Annotated in this window: 11 protein-coding genes; 3 read left to right on the top strand and 8 right to left on the bottom strand. The window is 70.6% G+C overall.

The window, feature by feature from the left end; all coding sequences use genetic code 11:
• Positions 1 to 261: 261 nt before the first annotated feature.
• On the bottom strand, positions 262 to 1,425 hold the full coding sequence (locus tag ACTOQ3_RS33335) for a serine hydrolase domain-containing protein (protein WP_440087423.1): 1,164 nt from the start codon (positions 1,423 to 1,425) through the stop codon (positions 262 to 264).
• Between the two features lie 809 nt (positions 1,426 to 2,234).
• Here ACTOQ3_RS33335 and ACTOQ3_RS33330 point away from each other — a divergent pair.
• Both ACTOQ3_RS33330 and ACTOQ3_RS33325 read left to right on the top strand, forming a co-directional pair.
• On the top strand, positions 2,235 to 3,422 hold the full coding sequence (locus tag ACTOQ3_RS33330; protein WP_440087422.1) for a sugar phosphate isomerase/epimerase family protein: 1,188 nt from the start codon (positions 2,235 to 2,237) through the stop codon (positions 3,420 to 3,422).
• A 167-nt stretch (positions 3,423 to 3,589) separates the two neighbouring features.
• Positions 3,590 to 6,916 carry a PQQ-dependent sugar dehydrogenase gene (locus ACTOQ3_RS33325; RefSeq protein WP_440087421.1) on the top strand — a complete coding sequence of 1,109 codons (3,327 nt, stop codon included), beginning with the start codon at positions 3,590 to 3,592 and terminating at the stop codon, positions 6,914 to 6,916.
• Positions 6,917 to 7,054: 138 nt separating this feature from the next.
• Here ACTOQ3_RS33325 and mctP read toward each other — a convergent pair whose 3' ends face one another.
• The 5 genes from mctP to ACTOQ3_RS33300 all read right to left on the bottom strand — a co-directional run bounded on the left by mctP (position 7,055) and on the right by ACTOQ3_RS33300 (position 12,219).
• Positions 7,055 to 8,650, bottom strand: a complete 1,596-nt coding sequence (mctP, locus tag ACTOQ3_RS33320; protein WP_440087420.1) for a monocarboxylate uptake permease MctP — start codon at positions 8,648 to 8,650, stop codon at positions 7,055 to 7,057.
• A 4-nt stretch (positions 8,651 to 8,654) separates the two neighbouring features.
• A complete protein-coding gene (locus tag ACTOQ3_RS33315) occupies positions 8,655 to 8,867 on the bottom strand; it encodes a DUF3311 domain-containing protein (RefSeq protein ID WP_440071415.1) in 213 nt (70 codons plus the stop codon).
• 527 nt (positions 8,868 to 9,394) lie between these two features.
• The gene (locus tag ACTOQ3_RS33310) at positions 9,395 to 9,949 is read right to left on the bottom strand and encodes a VOC family protein (protein ID WP_440087419.1); all 555 of its coding nucleotides are present in this window, start codon (positions 9,947 to 9,949) and stop codon (positions 9,395 to 9,397) included.
• 101 nt (positions 9,950 to 10,050) lie between these two features.
• Positions 10,051 to 10,872: an MBL fold metallo-hydrolase gene (locus tag ACTOQ3_RS33305; RefSeq protein WP_440087418.1), complete on the bottom strand. Its 822-nt coding sequence runs from the start codon at positions 10,870 to 10,872 to the stop codon at positions 10,051 to 10,053.
• Positions 10,873 to 11,028: 156 nt separating this feature from the next.
• On the bottom strand, positions 11,029 to 12,219 hold the full coding sequence (locus ACTOQ3_RS33300) for a cytochrome P450 (RefSeq protein WP_440087417.1): 1,191 nt from the start codon (positions 12,217 to 12,219) through the stop codon (positions 11,029 to 11,031).
• 347 nt (positions 12,220 to 12,566) lie between these two features.
• On the opposite strand from ACTOQ3_RS33300, the gene ACTOQ3_RS33295 reads away from it, so the two are divergent.
• Positions 12,567 to 13,481, top strand: coding sequence for an SDR family oxidoreductase (locus ACTOQ3_RS33295; RefSeq protein ID WP_440087416.1), 915 nt, complete (start codon positions 12,567 to 12,569; stop codon positions 13,479 to 13,481).
• 76 nt (positions 13,482 to 13,557) lie between these two features.
• On the opposite strand, the gene ACTOQ3_RS33290 is transcribed toward ACTOQ3_RS33295, so the two are convergent.
• Together ACTOQ3_RS33290 and ACTOQ3_RS33285 are read right to left on the bottom strand one after the other, a co-directional pair.
• Positions 13,558 to 14,745: a helix-turn-helix transcriptional regulator gene (locus tag ACTOQ3_RS33290; RefSeq protein WP_440087415.1), complete on the bottom strand. Its 1,188-nt coding sequence runs from the start codon at positions 14,743 to 14,745 to the stop codon at positions 13,558 to 13,560.
• 139 nt (positions 14,746 to 14,884) lie between these two features.
• Positions 14,885 to 16,570 (bottom strand): CocE/NonD family hydrolase, encoded by a 1,686-nt coding sequence (locus ACTOQ3_RS33285; RefSeq protein ID WP_440087414.1) that lies wholly within the window; start codon positions 16,568 to 16,570, stop codon positions 14,885 to 14,887.
• Between the last annotated feature and the right edge of the window lie 17 nt (positions 16,571 to 16,587).

Below are 16,587 nucleotides of genomic sequence, written 5' to 3'. Positions count from 1 at the left end.
CTCCACCGTTGGTGGGGGCCCTCAGGCATGTCCGGACCCTTTTTCCGGCCTGTTCCCGGGCTCCTTTTCCGGGACCTACCGGCGACCCGTTTCGAGGCCTGCCCGCCACCGCTTTCGGGGGCCTGTTCGGGACTGTTGCGGGGTCTGCTCGGGGCCCTGTGCGACACCTTCCCCACGGGAAACTCCAACGGGAGACTCCCGAGATCCCATCATTCCCCGGACCGGGGAAGTCCCCTATAGGGCGTTCGGCCGTCAGGCGGCTCATCGGCACATGAGCCTTCCCGCCGTCGCGATCGCCTGCCCGGCCGCCGGGGAGTTGAGCTGCACCACCACCTGGCGCCGGCCGTCCTCGCTACTCATGGCGACCCCCGAGTATCCGTAGATCATCCCGGAGTGGTTCCACACCCGGATGCCGCACGGCAGCCTGTCGGCGAAGATGCCCAGACCGTCCGCGCGCTTCAGCGCGGCCCCCTCGAGTAATCGCCTCGGCGCCGATCCTTCGGCGGATTCGCCACCGGACACGGCCTGTTTCCCGCCGAACAGTGCCTCGTAGAATGCGCCCACATCCCTCGCGGTCGACACCAGCCCGCCCGCGGACCAGAAGATCGAGGAGTTCACGACCGTCGCCCCGGGACCGTCGCCCTGCCTGCCCGTGGCGAGCCCGGGCGGCCGTAGATCTCGCGGCAGTTCGGTGTCGCGCAGTTTCAGGGGCCCTGTGACGCGCTCTCGGAGCGCCTCGGCGTAACTCTGGCCGGTGACCTTCTCGATGATGAGACCGAGAAGGATGAAGTTGCCGTTGGAGTAGCGGTTCACCCCGCTTCTGCCCGGTCTTCCGCCGTAACCGAGCAGCTCCCGCGGCGGCCAGTCGCGCGTGTACATGCCGCCGTCGACGATGGCGTCCATGAAGCGGGAGTCGGTGAGATAGTCCGGTATCCCGCTGGTGTGGTTGAGCAGTTGTTCCACGGTCACCCGGCCGGCGCCGGGAAGGACCCCGGGAAGCAGCTCGCCGAGCGTGTCGTGGAGGGCCAGCCGCCGCTCGCGTACCAGCTGGAGCGTGATCGTCGCGGTGAACGTCTTGGTGATGCTCGCGATCCGGAAGCGGTGGTCGACCCGCATCGGGGTGCGCGTCGCCGGGTCGGCGAACCCCGCGGCGGCCTCCTGGACCTTTCCGTCGTCACGGACGTGCACGACGGCCCCCGGGGAACCGGCCGCCGCCACCAGGTCGTCCGCGATCGCCTGGAGGGTGGAGGCCGAGCCGGCCGGGCCCGGTTCCGTGGGAGGATCCGGCCGCTCGGAGGAGGGCGAAGGGGGCGCGGGCGCGGGGCTCGTCGCCGAGGGAGAGGCCGGTGGTGCGGCGCCGGGCGCCGGGACGCAGGCGGTCAGTGCGATCACCAGTGAGATGGCTCCGAGTCCGGCCGCGCGCATCCGGCGTTTCCCTTCTCGTTCCTCGTGTTCCTCGCCGGGACCATGACTTCTCCTTGAGCGCGGAAACCTCGAGCGCGGAAACCTCCGCCTCCGGGCGGGAAGGATGTCAAGACGCTACAAGCGGCGAGGCGAATGGGAAAGCCCGCCTGATGAGGCCCGGTGTCGGATGGAGGTTCGGTGTCGCCGGTCGGCGAGACGCCCGGCGGCCCGTGCGACCTGATGTGCCGCCTGATGTCTTCCGGTACGTCACTGTCACCCGATGGGTGAACCAACACTTCTGCCGATTGTGAGCGAAACTTTCAGCCTTCTCCACCAAAGTGCCCGCTGGACAGGTCCCGTGACCGTTGTGGCGAGGCGAACCGCTCGTTGATCGGCGAGCCCGTAGGGCCGGTCGAGGCGGGCCGTCCGAGGGTGTTATCTGCTCATATCGTTACAAACCAAGTCTATTGCGGCGCCCTGGGAGGCGGACACCCCGATCCATCAGGGAAGATCCACCGTTCACCGGTCTGTCGGGCCTGGTGGACGGGGTCGCGCACCGGGGTGACTTCGGTTGTGGTTCGTAGAAAGTTAAATTGATCATGACAAAAGTTCTTCCAAAAACGTCAGAAGACGCGTAACTTCCACGCCAAGTTCTCTGCACAACATCAAGAGTGCGCAGTGAGTCGGCCGGCGGCGTTCGCGGGCGGATCTCCTCGGAGAGGCGATCCGCCGGGCGGGGCCCCGGCCTGCGGCGGAAAGGAGTCGGCGGTCACTCGGCTGAGGCATCGGGGATCACGGGGCTCCATCCACCCACACGGAGGTAGGAAACCATGAGTGCACACGAAGAAGAGTTCGACGAGGTCGCGGGCGCGCTGCGCCGCAGGCTCGGACTGAACCGCCGCCAGTTCCTCGCGGCCACGACAGGAGTCACCGCGGTGGCCGCCGTCTCGGCGGTGGGCCCGCTCGCGTCGGCCGCGTACGCCTCCCCCGGCGGCGACCAGGAGCGCGGTCAGGGCCACGGTCACGGCGACCGGAACGCCCTGGTGCCCGAGGCCAAGCGGGGCATCATCCTCTACACGGTCCGTGACGTGATCTCCCGCGACCCGGCGGCGAACACGAGCCTGCCGGCCGGCTTCCGGCGTGTGTTCGAGGAACTCTCGCGGATCGGCTACAAGCAGGTGGAGTTCGCCGGCTACCGCCAGCACGCGAACGCCGAGGGCGGGGCCGACCTGGAGACCGTCGAGGGTGCCAGGCTGCTGCGCCGGTGGCTCGACGACAACGGGCTCAAGGCCCAGGGCAACCACGGCTTCATCCCCGGCTCCTGGCCGCTCACCCAGGCCGACCTCGACCGCTTCAAGCTGACCCTGGAGATCGCCAACATCCTCGGCATGGAGCATGTGGGCACCGGCGGAGACCCGACCAACAGCGCCTACAAGGCGGACTGGGACCTCGCCGCCCAGAAGTGGAACGGTCTCGGCTCGATCGCCTCGGCCGCCGGGCTCAAGCTGTACACGCACAACCACGACGCGGCGTACGGCTTCCTCCTCGACGAGGGCCCGCTCGACGAACTCGGCCGGCCCACCCGCTCGTCGGGCATCAGGAAGCTGGAGTACTTCCTGCGGATCACCAGCCGCAGGCACGTCTATCTCGAGATGGACATCTTCTGGGCGCACGTGGCGCAGTACAAGCACCGCTCGTACGTCGCGGGCGACGGCTCCACCCGGGCCGACATCTTCGACCCGCTGAAGCTCGTACGACAGAACGAGAAGCGGTTCCCGCTGTTCCACGCCAAGGACGGGAAGGCCAACACGGCGACCGGCAACGGCTACGACATGGTGCCGTTCGGCACCGGTGACATCGACTACCGCGCCTTCTTCTCCAAGCTGGACATCGAGCGGCGCCACAACCCGATGTACGAGCAGGACAACGCGCCCGGAGGAGCCGAGGCGCCGGGCCGCTCGCTCCAGTACTCCGAGCTCAGCTACAAGAACCTGGCCGCCCTGCGCCGCCGTCGCTGAGAGTCCGGCGGACGACCGGGCGAACTCCTTGGAGGCCCCCCGAAGGGCACCTCGAAAAAGAACCCGGAGACGGGTTCGGCGGACCGCCACGTGATCGAAGCCGTTGCCGCGGCACGCGTGGCGGCCCGCCCTGTCCTGACACCCCCCTGAAGAAGAGGCTCAGGAAGTTGAAGCGTACCCGCGCCATGCTCGGTGGAGCACTGGTCGCCCTGCTGTTCCCCCTGGTGGTGCCCGGCACCGCCCCCGTACAGGCCCATACCGACGTCCTGGCCGCGCCCACGGACTGGTCGAACTACGAGAAGATCACGCTGACCAAGAACGTCGGCGAACCGATCGACCTGGCGGTCCTGCCCGACAAGCGGGTCCTGCACACCGCCCGCAACGGCGACATCCGGCTGACCGACGGCGCCACCGGCCTCACCAAGGTCATCAACACGATCCCCGTCTACGCGAACTCCGAGGACGGTCTCCAGACGATCGCGATCGACCCGAAGTTCGCCGAGAACAAGTGGGTCTACGTCTACTACGCGCCGAAGACGATGACGGCGCCGTACCCGGAGACGACCCCCACCGGTTCGGCGCCCAACTCGCTGCCCGCGGGCGCGGACGAGTCGTACTGGAACCAGTGGAAGGGCTACAACCAGTTGTCGCGGTTCAAGTGGACCGGTGACGCGCTGGACCTGTCCACCGAGCAGGTCATCATCAAGGTCGAGGCTCAGCGCGGGCAGTGCTGCCACGTAGCGGGCGACATGGACTGGGACGCCGCGGGCAACCTCTACCTCGTCACCGGTGACAACACCCCCGCGGGCACGCCCGGGGCCAACGGCATGGCGCCCAACAACGACGCCCCCGGGATGAACCCCGGCCTCGACGCGCGGCGCGGCGCGGGCAACAGCAACGACCTGCGCGGCAAGATCCTGCGGATCACGGTGAAGGAGGACGGCTCCTACACCGTCCCGGCCGGCAACCTGTTCCCGCCGGGGACGGCCAAGACGCGTCCTGAGATCTTCGTGACGGGCGTGCGGAACGCCTTCCGGATGGACGTCGACGACGTGACCGGCACGGTCTCCTGGGGCGACTACGGCCCCGACGCCGGGGCGGCAGACCCCGCCCGCGGGCCCCTGGGCTACGTCGAGTGGAACGTCACCCCCATCGACAAGCCGATGAACAGCGGCTGGCCCTACTGCACCGGGAACAACTTCAACTACAACGACTGGAACTTCGCGACCTCGACACCGCGCGCGTGGTTCGACTGCGCGGGAGGGCCGACGAACACCTCCCGCTGGAACACCGGCGTCGACAAACTGCCGGCCGCGACCCCGGCGGACCTCTACTACGGCGACAACAACACCCACCAGCCCGCGGAGTGGGCCGGGCTCACCGACTTCGAGCCGGCGGGCGGCCAGGGGCCGATGGGCGGCCCCGTCTACCACTACGACGCGGCGAACCCGTCGACGACGAAGTTCCCGGCGTACTGGGACAAGAAGTTCTTCTTCGGCGAGTTCTCCCAGGACTACCTCGCGGCGTTCACCGTGACGGGGCCGGACGGGCCGGTGACCAAGCTCGAACACTTCCTGCCCAACAGCGCGCTGACCACGGCGGCGATGCCGATCACCGACAGCCCGATGGACATCGAGTTCGGTCCCGACGGGTCGCTGTACGTGCTCGACTACGGCGACGGCTTCTTCCGCGCGAACCCCGACGCGGGCCTCTACCGCATCGACTACGCCGAGGGGAACAAGACGCCGCAGGCGAAGATCGTCGCCAAGCCGACGTCGAGCAGCGCCGCGCCGCTGACCGTCGCGTTCAGCGCGGAGACGTCCACCGACGCCGAGCCGGGCGCGCTGCGCTACGAGTGGGACTTCGACGGCGACGGGACCTTCGACGCCACCGGCGTGACGGCCTCGCACACCTACCCCGCGCTCGGGCAGTATGCCGCCAGGCTCCGCGTGACCGACGCGCAGGGCAAGTTCGGGCTCACCTCGACCGAGATTACCGTGGGCAACACCGCGCCCGAGGTGACCATCCAGACGCCGGGCAACGGCTCCTTCTTCAACTGGGGCGACGCGGTGCCGTTCCAGATCAAGGTCTCCGACAAGGAGGACGGCGACACCCCGGTGTGCGGCCGGGTGCAGTGGACCTTCGGCCTCGGCCACGACGCGCACGCCCACCCCGAGACCCTCGGTTCGGGCTGCTCGGGCGCCTGGCCGACGCCCGCCGACGCCCCCGAGCACGGCGAGACCGAGAACATCTTCGGCGTCGTCGTCGTGAGCTACCGGGACAACGGCGCCGGTGACATCCCCGGGGCGCTCGGCGACGCCACGCTCATCCTCAACCCCAAGGAACTGCAGGCCGAGCACGCGGACGCGAGCAGCGGCGTCACCAGGGTGGAGGACGAGAGCGCGTCCGGCCTGGCGAAGATCACGTCGTTCGACGCCGGGGACTGGATCGCGTACGACCCGGTGAACTTCGCCGGCGTCACCGGTGTGAAGACCCGCGCCTCCGGTGCGGGAACGCTGTCCCTGCGCTGGGGCTCGGAGACGGCGGAGCCGTTCGCCACCGTCACCGTGCCCGCCGGATCGGGCTGGCAGAGCGTGGACACCTCGCTCACCGGCGCCCCGACGGGCAGCGGGAAGCTCTACGTCACCTCGACCGGCGGCGTGGAGGTCGACGGGTTCACCTTCCAGGGCGACGGGGTCTCCGACGAGACGCCTCCGACCGTGTCGGCCACGCTCGCCCCGGCCGAGCCGGGCGGGGAGAACGGCTGGTACACCGGCAACGTCACGCTGACGGTCACCGCGACCGACAACGGCACGGTGGCGAGCCGCCAGTACTCGCTCAACGGCGGCACGACGTGGCTGAACGCCAACAACCCGGTCACCCTGACCGCCGACGGGACGGCCACCGCGCGCTACCGGGCGACCGACAACGCGGGCAACGTCTCGCAGGTCGGCACCGTCACGGCGAAGATCGACAAGACCGCCCCGGTCCTGTCCGTGAGCGGGGTGCAGCCCGGGAAGTACGGCGACTCCGCGTCCGTCACGCCCGTCTTCTCGGCGGCCGACGCGACGTCGGGGGTGGCGAGCGTGACGGCGGCCATCGGCGACCTGCAGGTGGTCTCCGGCAAGCCTCTCGCCCTGTCCGAGCTGGCGCTCGGCGCGCACACGCTGACCGTCACCGCGAAGGACGAGGCGGGTCACGTCACGAAGCAGACCGTCGCGTTCGAGGTCACGACCTCCTTCGCCGACGTGCGGAATCTCCTCGACCGCTTCAAGGCGGAGGGCTCGGTGCGGGGCGTCCTGCTCGGCGTCCAGCTCGACCAGGCCAGGAAGCACGCGGAGGCGGGAAGGAAGCAGCTCGCGATCGCCTCGCTGGAGGCCTTCGTGGCACTCGCCCGCCTCAAGCTCTGGGTGCCCGACACCGCGGCGCGTGACGTGCTCGTCCGGGACGGGAAGGCGCTGATCGCGCAGTTGCGCGCCCCGGCCAGCGGGTAACGACGACGCGGCGCGGGGGGAGAGCCGGACAGGCTCTCCCCCCGCGCTCGGTTCCGGGGGCCGGTGGGTGATCCTCCGGGGTCCCGGTCCTCGATCCTGAGGTTCTGGCCGCCCGGAACGGGCGGCGCGTCCGGTGGGTCAGTGGGGGGCGAGGTCGAGATCCTTGATCCTGGGGTCGCCCTCGTCGGCGAAGTAGTGGTCGGGCTGGGTGGCGTCGACGCCGTCGGTCGTCTTCATTGCGCGCGCGATGACCGTGCCGAGCGCGGCGACGGCCAGGTTGACCGCGAGCGCGAGGATGCCCGCGTAGATCGTCATCTTGGTGTCCAGGCCCAGTTTCTCCAGCGGGAACGCCGACCCGGCGAAGTGCAGCTTGCCGGTGGCCGGGTTGCCGATGTTGTAGAGCAGGAGCATCCCGGCCCCCATGCCGGCGACCCATCCGGCGATCAGGCCGCTGCGGTGGAACCAGCGGGTGTAGAGGCCGAGCGCCACCGACGGGAGCGTCTGCAGGATGATGACGCCGCCGATGAGCTGCAGGTCGATGGAGAAGCCGGTGTCCAGGAACAGGATGCACAGCACCGCGCCGACCTTGACGAGCAGCGAGGTGATCTTCGAGACACGGGCCTCGTCGGCGTCGCTCGCGTCCGGCTTGAGGTACTCCTTGTAGATGTTGCGGGTGAAGAGGTTCGCCGCGGCGATGGACATGATGGCCGCGGGGACCAGCGCGCCGATGCCGATCGCGGCGTACGCGACGCCGGTGAACCAGTCGGGGAACATCTTGTCGAACAGCTGCGGCACGATCGTGTTGTTGTCCTTGCCGATGGGCTGGATGCCGGCCGCGATGGCCATGAAGCCGAGCAGCGCGATCAGGCCGAGCAGCAGGCTGTAGGCGGGCAGCGCCGACATGTTCCGCTTGATCACGTCGCGGTTCTTGGAGGCGAGCACGCCGGTGATGCTGTGCGGGTACAGGAAGAGCGCGAGCGCCGATCCCAGGGCCAGCGTGACGTACTGCAGCTGGTTGTTCGCGTTGAGCAGGATGCCGTCGCCGGGCGGGGCACTGGCGGCGAACTTCGCCTGGGCGGAGTCGAAGATGCCCGACCAGCCGCCCTCGATCTGGGCGGGGATCGCGAAGATCGCCACCAGGATCACGACGTAGATCAGCGTGTCCTTGACGAACGCGATCAGCGCCGGGGCGCGCAGGCCCGACTGGTAGGTGTACGCGGCCAGGATCGCGAACGCGATGATGATCGGCAGGTGGCCGGTGATGCCCATCGACTTCAGCACGGCCTCGATGCCGATGAGCTGGAGGGCGATGTAGGGCATCGTCGCGACGATGCCGGTGATCGCGACCAGCAGCGCCAGCGTGGGGGAGCCGAAGCGGGCCCGGACGAAGTCGGCGGGGGTCACGAAGCCGTGCACGTGCGAGACCGACCAGAGGCGGATCAGCACCAGGAACACGATCGGGTAGACCACGATCGTGTACGGCACCGCGAAGAAGCCCATCGCGCCCGCGCTCCAGAGCAGGGCGGGCACCGCCACGAACGTGTAGGCGGTGTAGAGGTCGCCGCCGACCAGGAACCAGGTGACCCACGAGCCGAAGTTCCGGCCGCCGAGCCCCCACTCGTCGAGGCTTGCCAGGTTCTCCGGGCGGCGCCAGCGCGCGGCCACGAATCCCATGCCGCTGACCAGCAGGAACAGTGCGGAGAAGACGATGATTTCTGTCAGGTGAGCTTCCATCGGGTCACCGCCGCCGCTTCGTCATCTGGTACACGATCGTGGTGCATGTGACACCGACCGCGATGAAGGCGAGCTGGAGCCAGTAGAACATCGGAAAGCCGAAAAGCCGGGGCTCGTCGGAATTGAAGAGAAACGGGAGCAAAGGTAGGATGATCGGCACGATGAGCAGCCAGTTCCATGGGCTGTGATCGCTCCGGTTCCCGTTTGGAGTGGTCAACGCGGTCTCCTTGAGCTGGAGAAAGGGTGTCCGGGCAGGACCGTCCCCTTCGGCTGACCGGCAGCGTAATTACACGGCCGTTTCATTCAGGTCACCGAGCGCCGAGCGGCACCGGTGGCGCGACGAACGGTAGCCCGGCTCCTTCGTCGAGGTCGCCGGCGAGGTCGCGGGGGTCATGCCTCCCGGATGGGCCCACTTCGCCGACGGGATCCCACCGGTCACCGAATTCCCGGCGCGGCTTCCTTGACATGATCGAGCAAGTCCTCGTAAAGGCGTGATAGGTGAAGGCGTGTCACACGGCGCGCGATGTGTCCCACGGCGTGACACGTCACACAGCACCCGGAGCCGCCGGTCGCGGTCTCGCGCGATGCCGTCATTCCCGCCTGCGAGATCCGGCGCGATGTCCCGACCCCGCCGGCGCGGTCTCGCACGCCGCCGTCGATCCCGCCGGTGCGCGGTCTCACTCGGCGCCGCCGGCGCCCGGAGGCCCCGCCGGCGGGCCTCACGTGGTCCGCCGGAGCGCGGGCTCAGACGGTCCTGTCGGCGGCGGTCCTCGGCTCGTGCCGTACGTCCTCCGGCAGGCCGAGGTCCCTGGTCCAGGCGGCGAACTCCACCAGGATGCCGTCGGGGTCCTTGAAATAGATCGACCGGACGAACACGCCCTCTCCCATGGCGGGCGCTATGCCGAACTCGCTGTCGTCATGGTTGAGGATCACCCCGACGTCCACGCCCTTGGCGATGAGCTTGTCGCGGTACTCCTCGATCCGGTCCGGGGCGACGTCGAGGGCGATGTGGTTCATCGAGCCGACCGCGGAGAGCAGCTCACCCCGGTCGGGCAGGTTCTTGGGCGCCGAGACGCCGGGAACGCCCTCGGGCGCGTCGGGGAACCAGAAGAACGCCAGCGCGTTGCCGCCGCCGCAGTCGAAGAAGAAGTGCTGCCCCCAGCCCATCGGCAGCTCGATCGTCTTGATCAGGGGCATGCCCAGAACGCCGGAGTAGAAGTCGACCGTCTGCCTCATGTCCGAGCACACCAGCGCGAGGTGGTTGATCCCGCGCAGCTCGAACTCGGTGTTGTCCGCCATGTTCTCCTCGCTCCCTCGGGTAATGAACTGCTTATCACAGGAGATGGGAAGGCCGAGCGGGCGGCCGCCGGGAAGGCGGCGGCGCGACCCGCCCGTACCGCTCACGGCCGCTCGAACACTTCGGGCAGCCGATGGCTCTCGCCCCTGGACAGGTAGACGACCCGGTCTCCGTGGCCACTCCGCTCGACGTGGTCGCGGAAGTCGGAGAGCGGTGAGCTGAAGGCGCCGTAGTCGTCGTAGTGCACCGGCAGCACGTGGCGCGGCTTGATCAGACGCACCCATTCGGCCCCCTGCCGGCCGTCCATCGTCACCAGCAGGAGGCCCAGCAGCTTCGTGCCGCCCAGGTGGACGACGCCCACGTCGACGTCGGGGAAGCGCCGCGGGATGGCGTCCAGTTCCCTCGCCATGAGAGTGTCGCCGCTGATGTGCAGGCGCAGGCGCACACGGCCGTCCGTGCCGGAGAACTCCAGCATGCTTCCCATGACGGGCGGCAGGAGGAGGTCCACCAGGCCGGGGCCGTGGCGCGCGGGCAACGAGGTGATCTTCACCGAGCCGGCCGGGTTCCGGAGCTCGTGGTCATGCCAGGTGGCCACGCCGACCGCCCCGCCGAAACCCTGCCGCTTCAGCTTCCGCGCCGCGTGCGGCGTGGTGACGATCGGTGTGCTGTGGTCCAGCCCCTTGCGGGCCACCCGGTCCCAGTGGTCGCCGTGCATGTGCGAGAGGAGAACGGCGTCGAGGGGCGGGAGCCGGTCGACGTTCAGCGCCGGTTCGGTCAGTCGCCTGGTGAACAACCCGTAGCCCAGATAGGCGTGCTGGCCACGGTGCAGGAAGTTGGGGTCGGTGAGGATGGTGAACCCGTTGTAGCGGATGAGCGTCGTGGCGTTCCCGATGAACAGCACACTCGCCGCCTCCTGGTCGGACATGCCGTGGTCCCCCGTGTCGGATCGGTCGAATGGTCGTCGTGCTCGAACCCGGCAGGCCGCGCATCCGGCCGTCCCGGGACCGCCACGCCTACCGGCGTTCTCCGCCGGTGGCCGGAACCCCCGTCCGGCGGGCCGGCGTACGGTCTTACCGTGACGTCACCAGGCGACCTTCAAGGACGACAGGCCGTACACGAAGCTGAAGGAGCGGAAGTGCGCGTCGGGTTCGATCGCGCGCAGCTCGGGGAATCGCCTGAGCAGCGCGGGGAAGGCGATGTGCATCTCCATCCTCGCCAGCGGCGCACCCAGGCAGTGGTGCACGCCGTGGCCGAAGGCCAGGTGGCCGGGCGCCCCCCGGGTGATGTCCAGCACCTCCGGATCGGACAGGAACGCGGGGTCGCGGTTGGCGGCGAGCAGCGCGCACATCACCAGCTCGCCGGGCCCGATCCTGCGGCCGGCGATCTCGACCTCCGTGGTGGTCGTCCTGAAGGTGCTGGAGTGGACGATGCTGAGCCAGCGCAGCAGCTCCTCCACCGCGGCGTCGATGAGCTCGGGTTCCTTCTTGAGCAGTTCCAGCTGGTCGGGGTGGCGCAGCAGGGCCAGCGTGCCCAGCCCGAGCATGTTGGCGGTGGTCTCGTGACCGGCCACCAGCAGCAGACCGCCGATGCCGACGAGCTCGTCCGTCGTCAGGTCGTCGTGCTCGCGCACCAGCGTGCCGAGCAGCTCCTCCCCGGGATCGGCCTGGGCGCGAGCGACCAGCTCGGCCATGTAGGCGCGCGATTCCAGCTGCGCCGCCCTGCGCTCCTCGATGGGCGCCGACACGTCGAGCAACAGGCCGGTCCTGCGCTGGAAGTCCGCCCGGTCGGTGTACGGCACGCCCAGCAGCTCGCAGATCACCAGGGAGGGGATCGGCAGCGCGAACGACGACACCAGGTCGGCCGGGGAGCCCGCGCTCTCCATCGCGTCCAGGTGGTCTTCGACGATGCGCGTGATCCGCGGCTCCAGCCGGCGTATCCGGCGGAGCGTGAACTCCGGCGTCAGTATCCGGCGCAGCCGGGTGTGCTCGGGGGGATCGAAGGCGAGCAGGTTGCCCGCGCGGAGCACGGCGAGCTCCTCCTCGCTGCTCTGGTCGCCGGGCAGCTGGAACGTGGTCGTCCGGGCGTTGCTGAACCGCTCCGCGTCGCTCAGCACCGCGCGCACGTCCTCGTGGCGGGTCACCAGCCAGGCGTCGACGCCGGGCGGTGTCCTGACGAGCCCGACTCCCTCCCCGTCCCGCATCGCCTCCAGCTCCGGGTCGGGACCGAATTCGGCTCGCCGCATGTGCAGCGGTGGTGTCGGAGACTCGCTCATGGGACCCCCTGGATGACTCGCCGTTCTGGCCACTCCGAAAAAACGCTAGCGACCCATCGATTGCGCGCAAAGGACCCCGACGGCCGTCCGAGGTCTGTGTTGTGTCACTGACCAGCAACTACTTGCTTCGACGGCGTCGTGCGCGGTGAGGTCCCCGACCTGGAACCGGGACGCCCGCCGCCGGTTTCCCGGCGGGGCCGCCGGACGCCGCGGTGTCCTTCCCGCCCCTCCCACCGGCCGTTCCGCGCCGCGCCGCGCCACGGCCTTCCGCCCCGGTCCGGGTCCCTCGGCCGGTGTGACGCGAAAACATGACAGTAGATGTCCTGTTTTCGCGTCACGCTGGCCTCATGACAAGAACGCTGGAAGGAAAGGTCGCCCTGGTCGCGGGGGCGACGAGGGGGACCGGCCGGGGAATCGCGGTGGAGCTGGGCGCGGCCGGTGCCACGGTCTACTGCACCGGGAGGAGCACACGGGAGCGGCGCTCGGAGATGGACCGGCCGGAGACCATCGAGGAGACGGCCGAGCTGGTGACCCGCGGGGGCGGTCACGGCATCGCGGTCCAGGTGGACCACCTGGACCCGGAGCAGGTGCGCGCCCTGGTGGAACGGATCAGGAACGAGCAGGGCAGGCTCGACATCCTCGTCAACGACGTCTGGGGCGCCGACCCGCTCACCGAGTGGCACGTCCCCGTCTGGAAGCACTCCCTCGACGACGGCCTGCGCATCCTCCGGCTGGCGGTGGACACCCACCTGATCACCAGTCACCACGCCCTGCCCCTGCTGATCGAGAATCCCGGGGGCATGGTGATCGAGGTGACCGACGGCACCCTTGAGTACAACACCGTCAACTACCGGCTCTCGGCCTTCTACGACCTGGCCAAGATCTCGGTGAACCGCCTCGCGTTCAGCCAGGCCCACGAGCTGCGCCCGCACGGCTGCGCGGCGATCTCGCTGACCCCCGGCTGGCTCAGGTCGGAGAGCATGCTGGAGACCTTCGGCGTCACCGAGGAGAACTGGCGGGACGCCACCGCCAAGCAGCCGCACTTCGTGATCTCCGAGACGCCCGCCTACACCGGCCGCGCGGTCGTCGCCCTCGCCGCCGACGAGGACCGGATGCGCTGGTCGGGCCGGTCGGTGTCCAGCGGGCAGCTCGCCCAGGTGTACGGCTTCACCGACGTCGACGGCAGCAGGCCCGACGCCTGGCGCTACATCGAGGAGGTCGAGAGCAAGGGCAAACCCGCCGACGCCACCGGCTACCGCTGACCACCATCGGGACCGGCGCCGCGACCCCGGGCCGGGACCACCGGCCGAGATCCTCGGCTGGGATCCCCGGCCGGGGTCAGCGGCCTGGCGCGCCGGTGTCGGAGATGTCGGGGGCGGGGTCGGCGGGGGAGCGGGGAGAGGCGTACAGGTCGCGCAGGCGGGTGGCCGCTTCGGCGAGGCGGGCCCGGAGGCCGGGCGGGTCGACGACCTCGGCCTCCGGGCCGAAGCGGAGGATCTGGCTGTAGGCGATCTCCGGTGACTCGACGGGCAGGCGGAACGTGACCCACCCCTGCCCGTCGGGCTCGCCGGCGGAGGCCAGGGCGGAGCCGAGAGCGGCGGGGTCGGCGACGGCGGGGAGCGCGCGGCGCCCGGCGGGGCTGAGCCGTACGGTGACGTGCGCGGTGAGCAGGGACCCGGCGAACTGCGCCGCCCGCTCGCCCCAGAACGCGGCCAGGTCGAAGGTCTCGTCCCGCTCGAAGCGCAGGCCGGAGTGGATCTCGACCTCGTCGAAGCGGTCGACCCGGTAGATGGCGAACCGGGTCGCCAGGTACCAGACTCCCGCCTTCAGCACGAGCCCGTACGGCTCCAGGCGCCGCCGGGCGGCCCCGGCCTGCTCGGACCGCCCGCTCTCCCCGGCCCGTCCGTCACGCTCGGTCCGGCCGCCGCGTTCAGCCTGTCCGGTTCCTTCGGTCCGCCCGGTTTCCCGGGTTTCGCCGGGCTGACGGGGCTGATCGGGCTGTCCGGGCCGGTCGGTCTGTTCACCCGGCCGGGTGCGCGTGGCACGCCGGTAGAGGGCGGTGACCGGGTGGTCGCCCCACACCGCCCTGGCCAGGGGCGCCAGCGCCGCCGGTGGGGGACGCTCGCTCGCGAACCAGCCGGGGGCGTCCAGGTGGAAGCGCTGAGCCGCGGTCGCGGGGGCGTCGCGGAGGCCGGGGGAGAGCGCGGCGGAGGCCTTCAGCCGCGCCGTGGCCGCCACCTCGCTCAGTCCCATCTCCCGCAGCGCCTCCGGCACGCCCGACAGGAACAGCGCCTCCGCCTCGGCGCGGTCCAGCCCGGTGAGGCGGGTGCGGTACCCGTCCAGCAGCCGGTAGCCCCCGCCTCGCCCGCGGTCGGCGTACACCGGCACGCCGGCCTCCGACAGGGCCAGCACGTCACGGTGGACGGTCCGCTCGGAGACCTCCAGCTCCCTGGAGAGCTCCGCCGCGGTCATCCCGCCCCGGGCCTGGAGCAGCAGGACCAACGACATCAACCTGGCCGCGCGCACCCTCCGACCCTAGCCCCGGCGCACCCGTGACCGCGGCAGGGTGGGGCACGGGCGGGACCTGGGTGAGGTCGGCCGGTGCCGGCCGGAGGCGGCCGGGCGAGGGCGGAACGGGACCGCGCGGGAGGGAGACCCGGCCCGGTCAGGAGGGGACGAGGGGCAGCACGACCGCGGACGGGTGGGACGGGTCGTGGAAGATCTCGTGGTCGGTCGTGACCATCGCGCTGCCCGTGCCCAGCGGCTCACCGGTGCCGAGGTTGCGGGCGATCCGGGGGTACGCGCCTCCGGCGACGTGCACGCGGATCCGGTGGCCGCGCCGGAAACGGTGCCCGATCGGCCACAGATCCACCCGGACCTGGCGGATCCCGTCGTCCCCGGCGGGCGGGTCACCGGGAGCCAGGCGGCGTACGCCCTCGCACACGTTGTAGGAGGCGCCGTCCGGGTGCACGTCGCAGACCCGGACCACCACGTCGGCGTGCCCGGTGCCCGTGCGCACGTACAGGTCGGCGAAGACCGGGCCGATCATCTCCGTGTCCCGCCGCAGCTCGGGGCCGGTGTAGACGAGCACGTCGCGCCGGGCCTCCAGCCTGCGGTTGTCACGCGGTTCCGAGTTGCCCAGCAGGACCGGGCCGCCCAGCGCGGGCGTCGGGTGCGCGGGGTCGTAGCGGAAGCGGTCGGGCTCGGCGCCGTACGGGCCGCCGGTGCCGCCAGGGCCTTCGACGGCATGAGGGGCATGAGGGACGTCAGGGGCGTCAGGGGCCTCGGGGGCGTCGGGGGCGAGGCCGAAGCCGGGACGCAGGCGCCAGCGCTGCTCCCGCACGCCGGGCACCGGCCAGTCGGAGTAGTCGCGCCACTCGCCCGCGCCCGTCACGTACAGCCTGACCGGCTGCTCGCGCAGCCCCGACGGGTCGCCGAGCAGGTGCGCGCGGAACCAGGCGAGCGCCTCGGCGTTGGCCACCCGGCCGTGCCGCACGTCCGCGTGGTACCAGGGGCCGATCGTCAGGTACGGGCGCCGCCCCGCCGCCCGCATCGCCGTGTAGTCCTTGACCTGCCAGGGCAGGAAGACGTCGTACCAGCCGCCGACCATGGTGACCGCGGCCTCCACCTCGCCCACGGAGGCGGAGAAGTCGCGCCTGCCCCAGTAGGCGGCGGGCTCGGCGTGGTGGGCCAGCAGGTCCTGGAAGAACGGCATGCCCCTGCCCGCCGACAGCGTGTCAAGCTCCCCGAGGGGGCGCCCGGAAAGGGCCGCGCGACGCGTTCTGCGCGGGATGAACAGAGCGCTCGCCCCGCCGAACGGCCGTTCCATGGAGGCGGTCAGCGTGGTCCACATCAGCGACGACTCCAGCGCGAACGCCCCGCCCACATAGGCGGCGTCCCGGAACTGGGAGGCGGTCACCGAGGTGGACATGGCCTTGAGGTCAGGCCCGGCGAACGGGGCGATCGCCCACTGCGCGTATCCCAGGTAGGAGGGGCCGTGCATGGCCAGACTCCCGCCGTACCAGTCCTGGGCGCGCAGCCAGGCCAGCGTGGCCAGCCCGTCGTCGTGCTCGTCGCCGAGCGGGTCGAGCAGGCCGCCCGAGCCGAAGCCGCCCCGGCAACTCTGTATCACGACCTGGAACCCGTGCCTGGCGAACCCGCGCCCGAAGGTCCGCCCGAACACGCCGCGCCTTCCGTACGGGGAGCGGATCAGGATCGTGGGCGGGCGCACGGCGCCGGCCGGCGCGTAGCGGTCGGCCAGCAGGGTGACCCCGTCGGGCATCGGTACCGGCAGGTCGCGCTCGACCGTGACCCGGTGGACGGCCGTCCGCGGCCAGGTGATCGTCCCCATGTGCTCTCCTCGCGCAG

The sequence above is a fragment of the Streptosporangium sp. LJ11 genome (assembly GCF_051918945.1).
Classification (GTDB): domain Bacteria; phylum Actinomycetota; class Actinomycetes; order Streptosporangiales; family Streptosporangiaceae; genus Streptosporangium.
Note: the sequence above shows the minus strand (reverse complement) of the source record. Positions and strands in the feature narration are given on the sequence as shown.

Excerpts from the sequence above, each read along its gene's own strand:
- ACTOQ3_RS33335 (WP_440087423.1), bottom strand. The coding sequence starts at position 1,425 with ATGCGCGCGGCCGGACTCGGAGCCATCTCACTGGTGATCGCACTGACC.
- ACTOQ3_RS33330 (WP_440087422.1), top strand. The coding sequence starts at position 2,235 with ATGAGTGCACACGAAGAAGAGTTCGACGAGGTCGCGGGCGCGCTGCGC.
- mctP (WP_440087420.1), bottom strand. The coding sequence starts at position 8,650 with ATGGAAGCTCACCTGACAGAAATCATCGTCTTCTCCGCACTGTTCCTG.
- ACTOQ3_RS33310 (WP_440087419.1), bottom strand. The coding sequence starts at position 9,949 with ATGGCGGACAACACCGAGTTCGAGCTGCGCGGGATCAACCACCTCGCG.
- ACTOQ3_RS33305 (WP_440087418.1), bottom strand. The coding sequence starts at position 10,872 with ATGTCCGACCAGGAGGCGGCGAGTGTGCTGTTCATCGGGAACGCCACG.
- ACTOQ3_RS33300 (WP_440087417.1), bottom strand. The coding sequence starts at position 12,219 with ATGAGCGAGTCTCCGACACCACCGCTGCACATGCGGCGAGCCGAATTC.
- ACTOQ3_RS33295 (WP_440087416.1), top strand. The coding sequence starts at position 12,567 with ATGACAAGAACGCTGGAAGGAAAGGTCGCCCTGGTCGCGGGGGCGACG.
- ACTOQ3_RS33285 (WP_440087414.1), bottom strand. The coding sequence starts at position 16,570 with ATGGGGACGATCACCTGGCCGCGGACGGCCGTCCACCGGGTCACGGTC.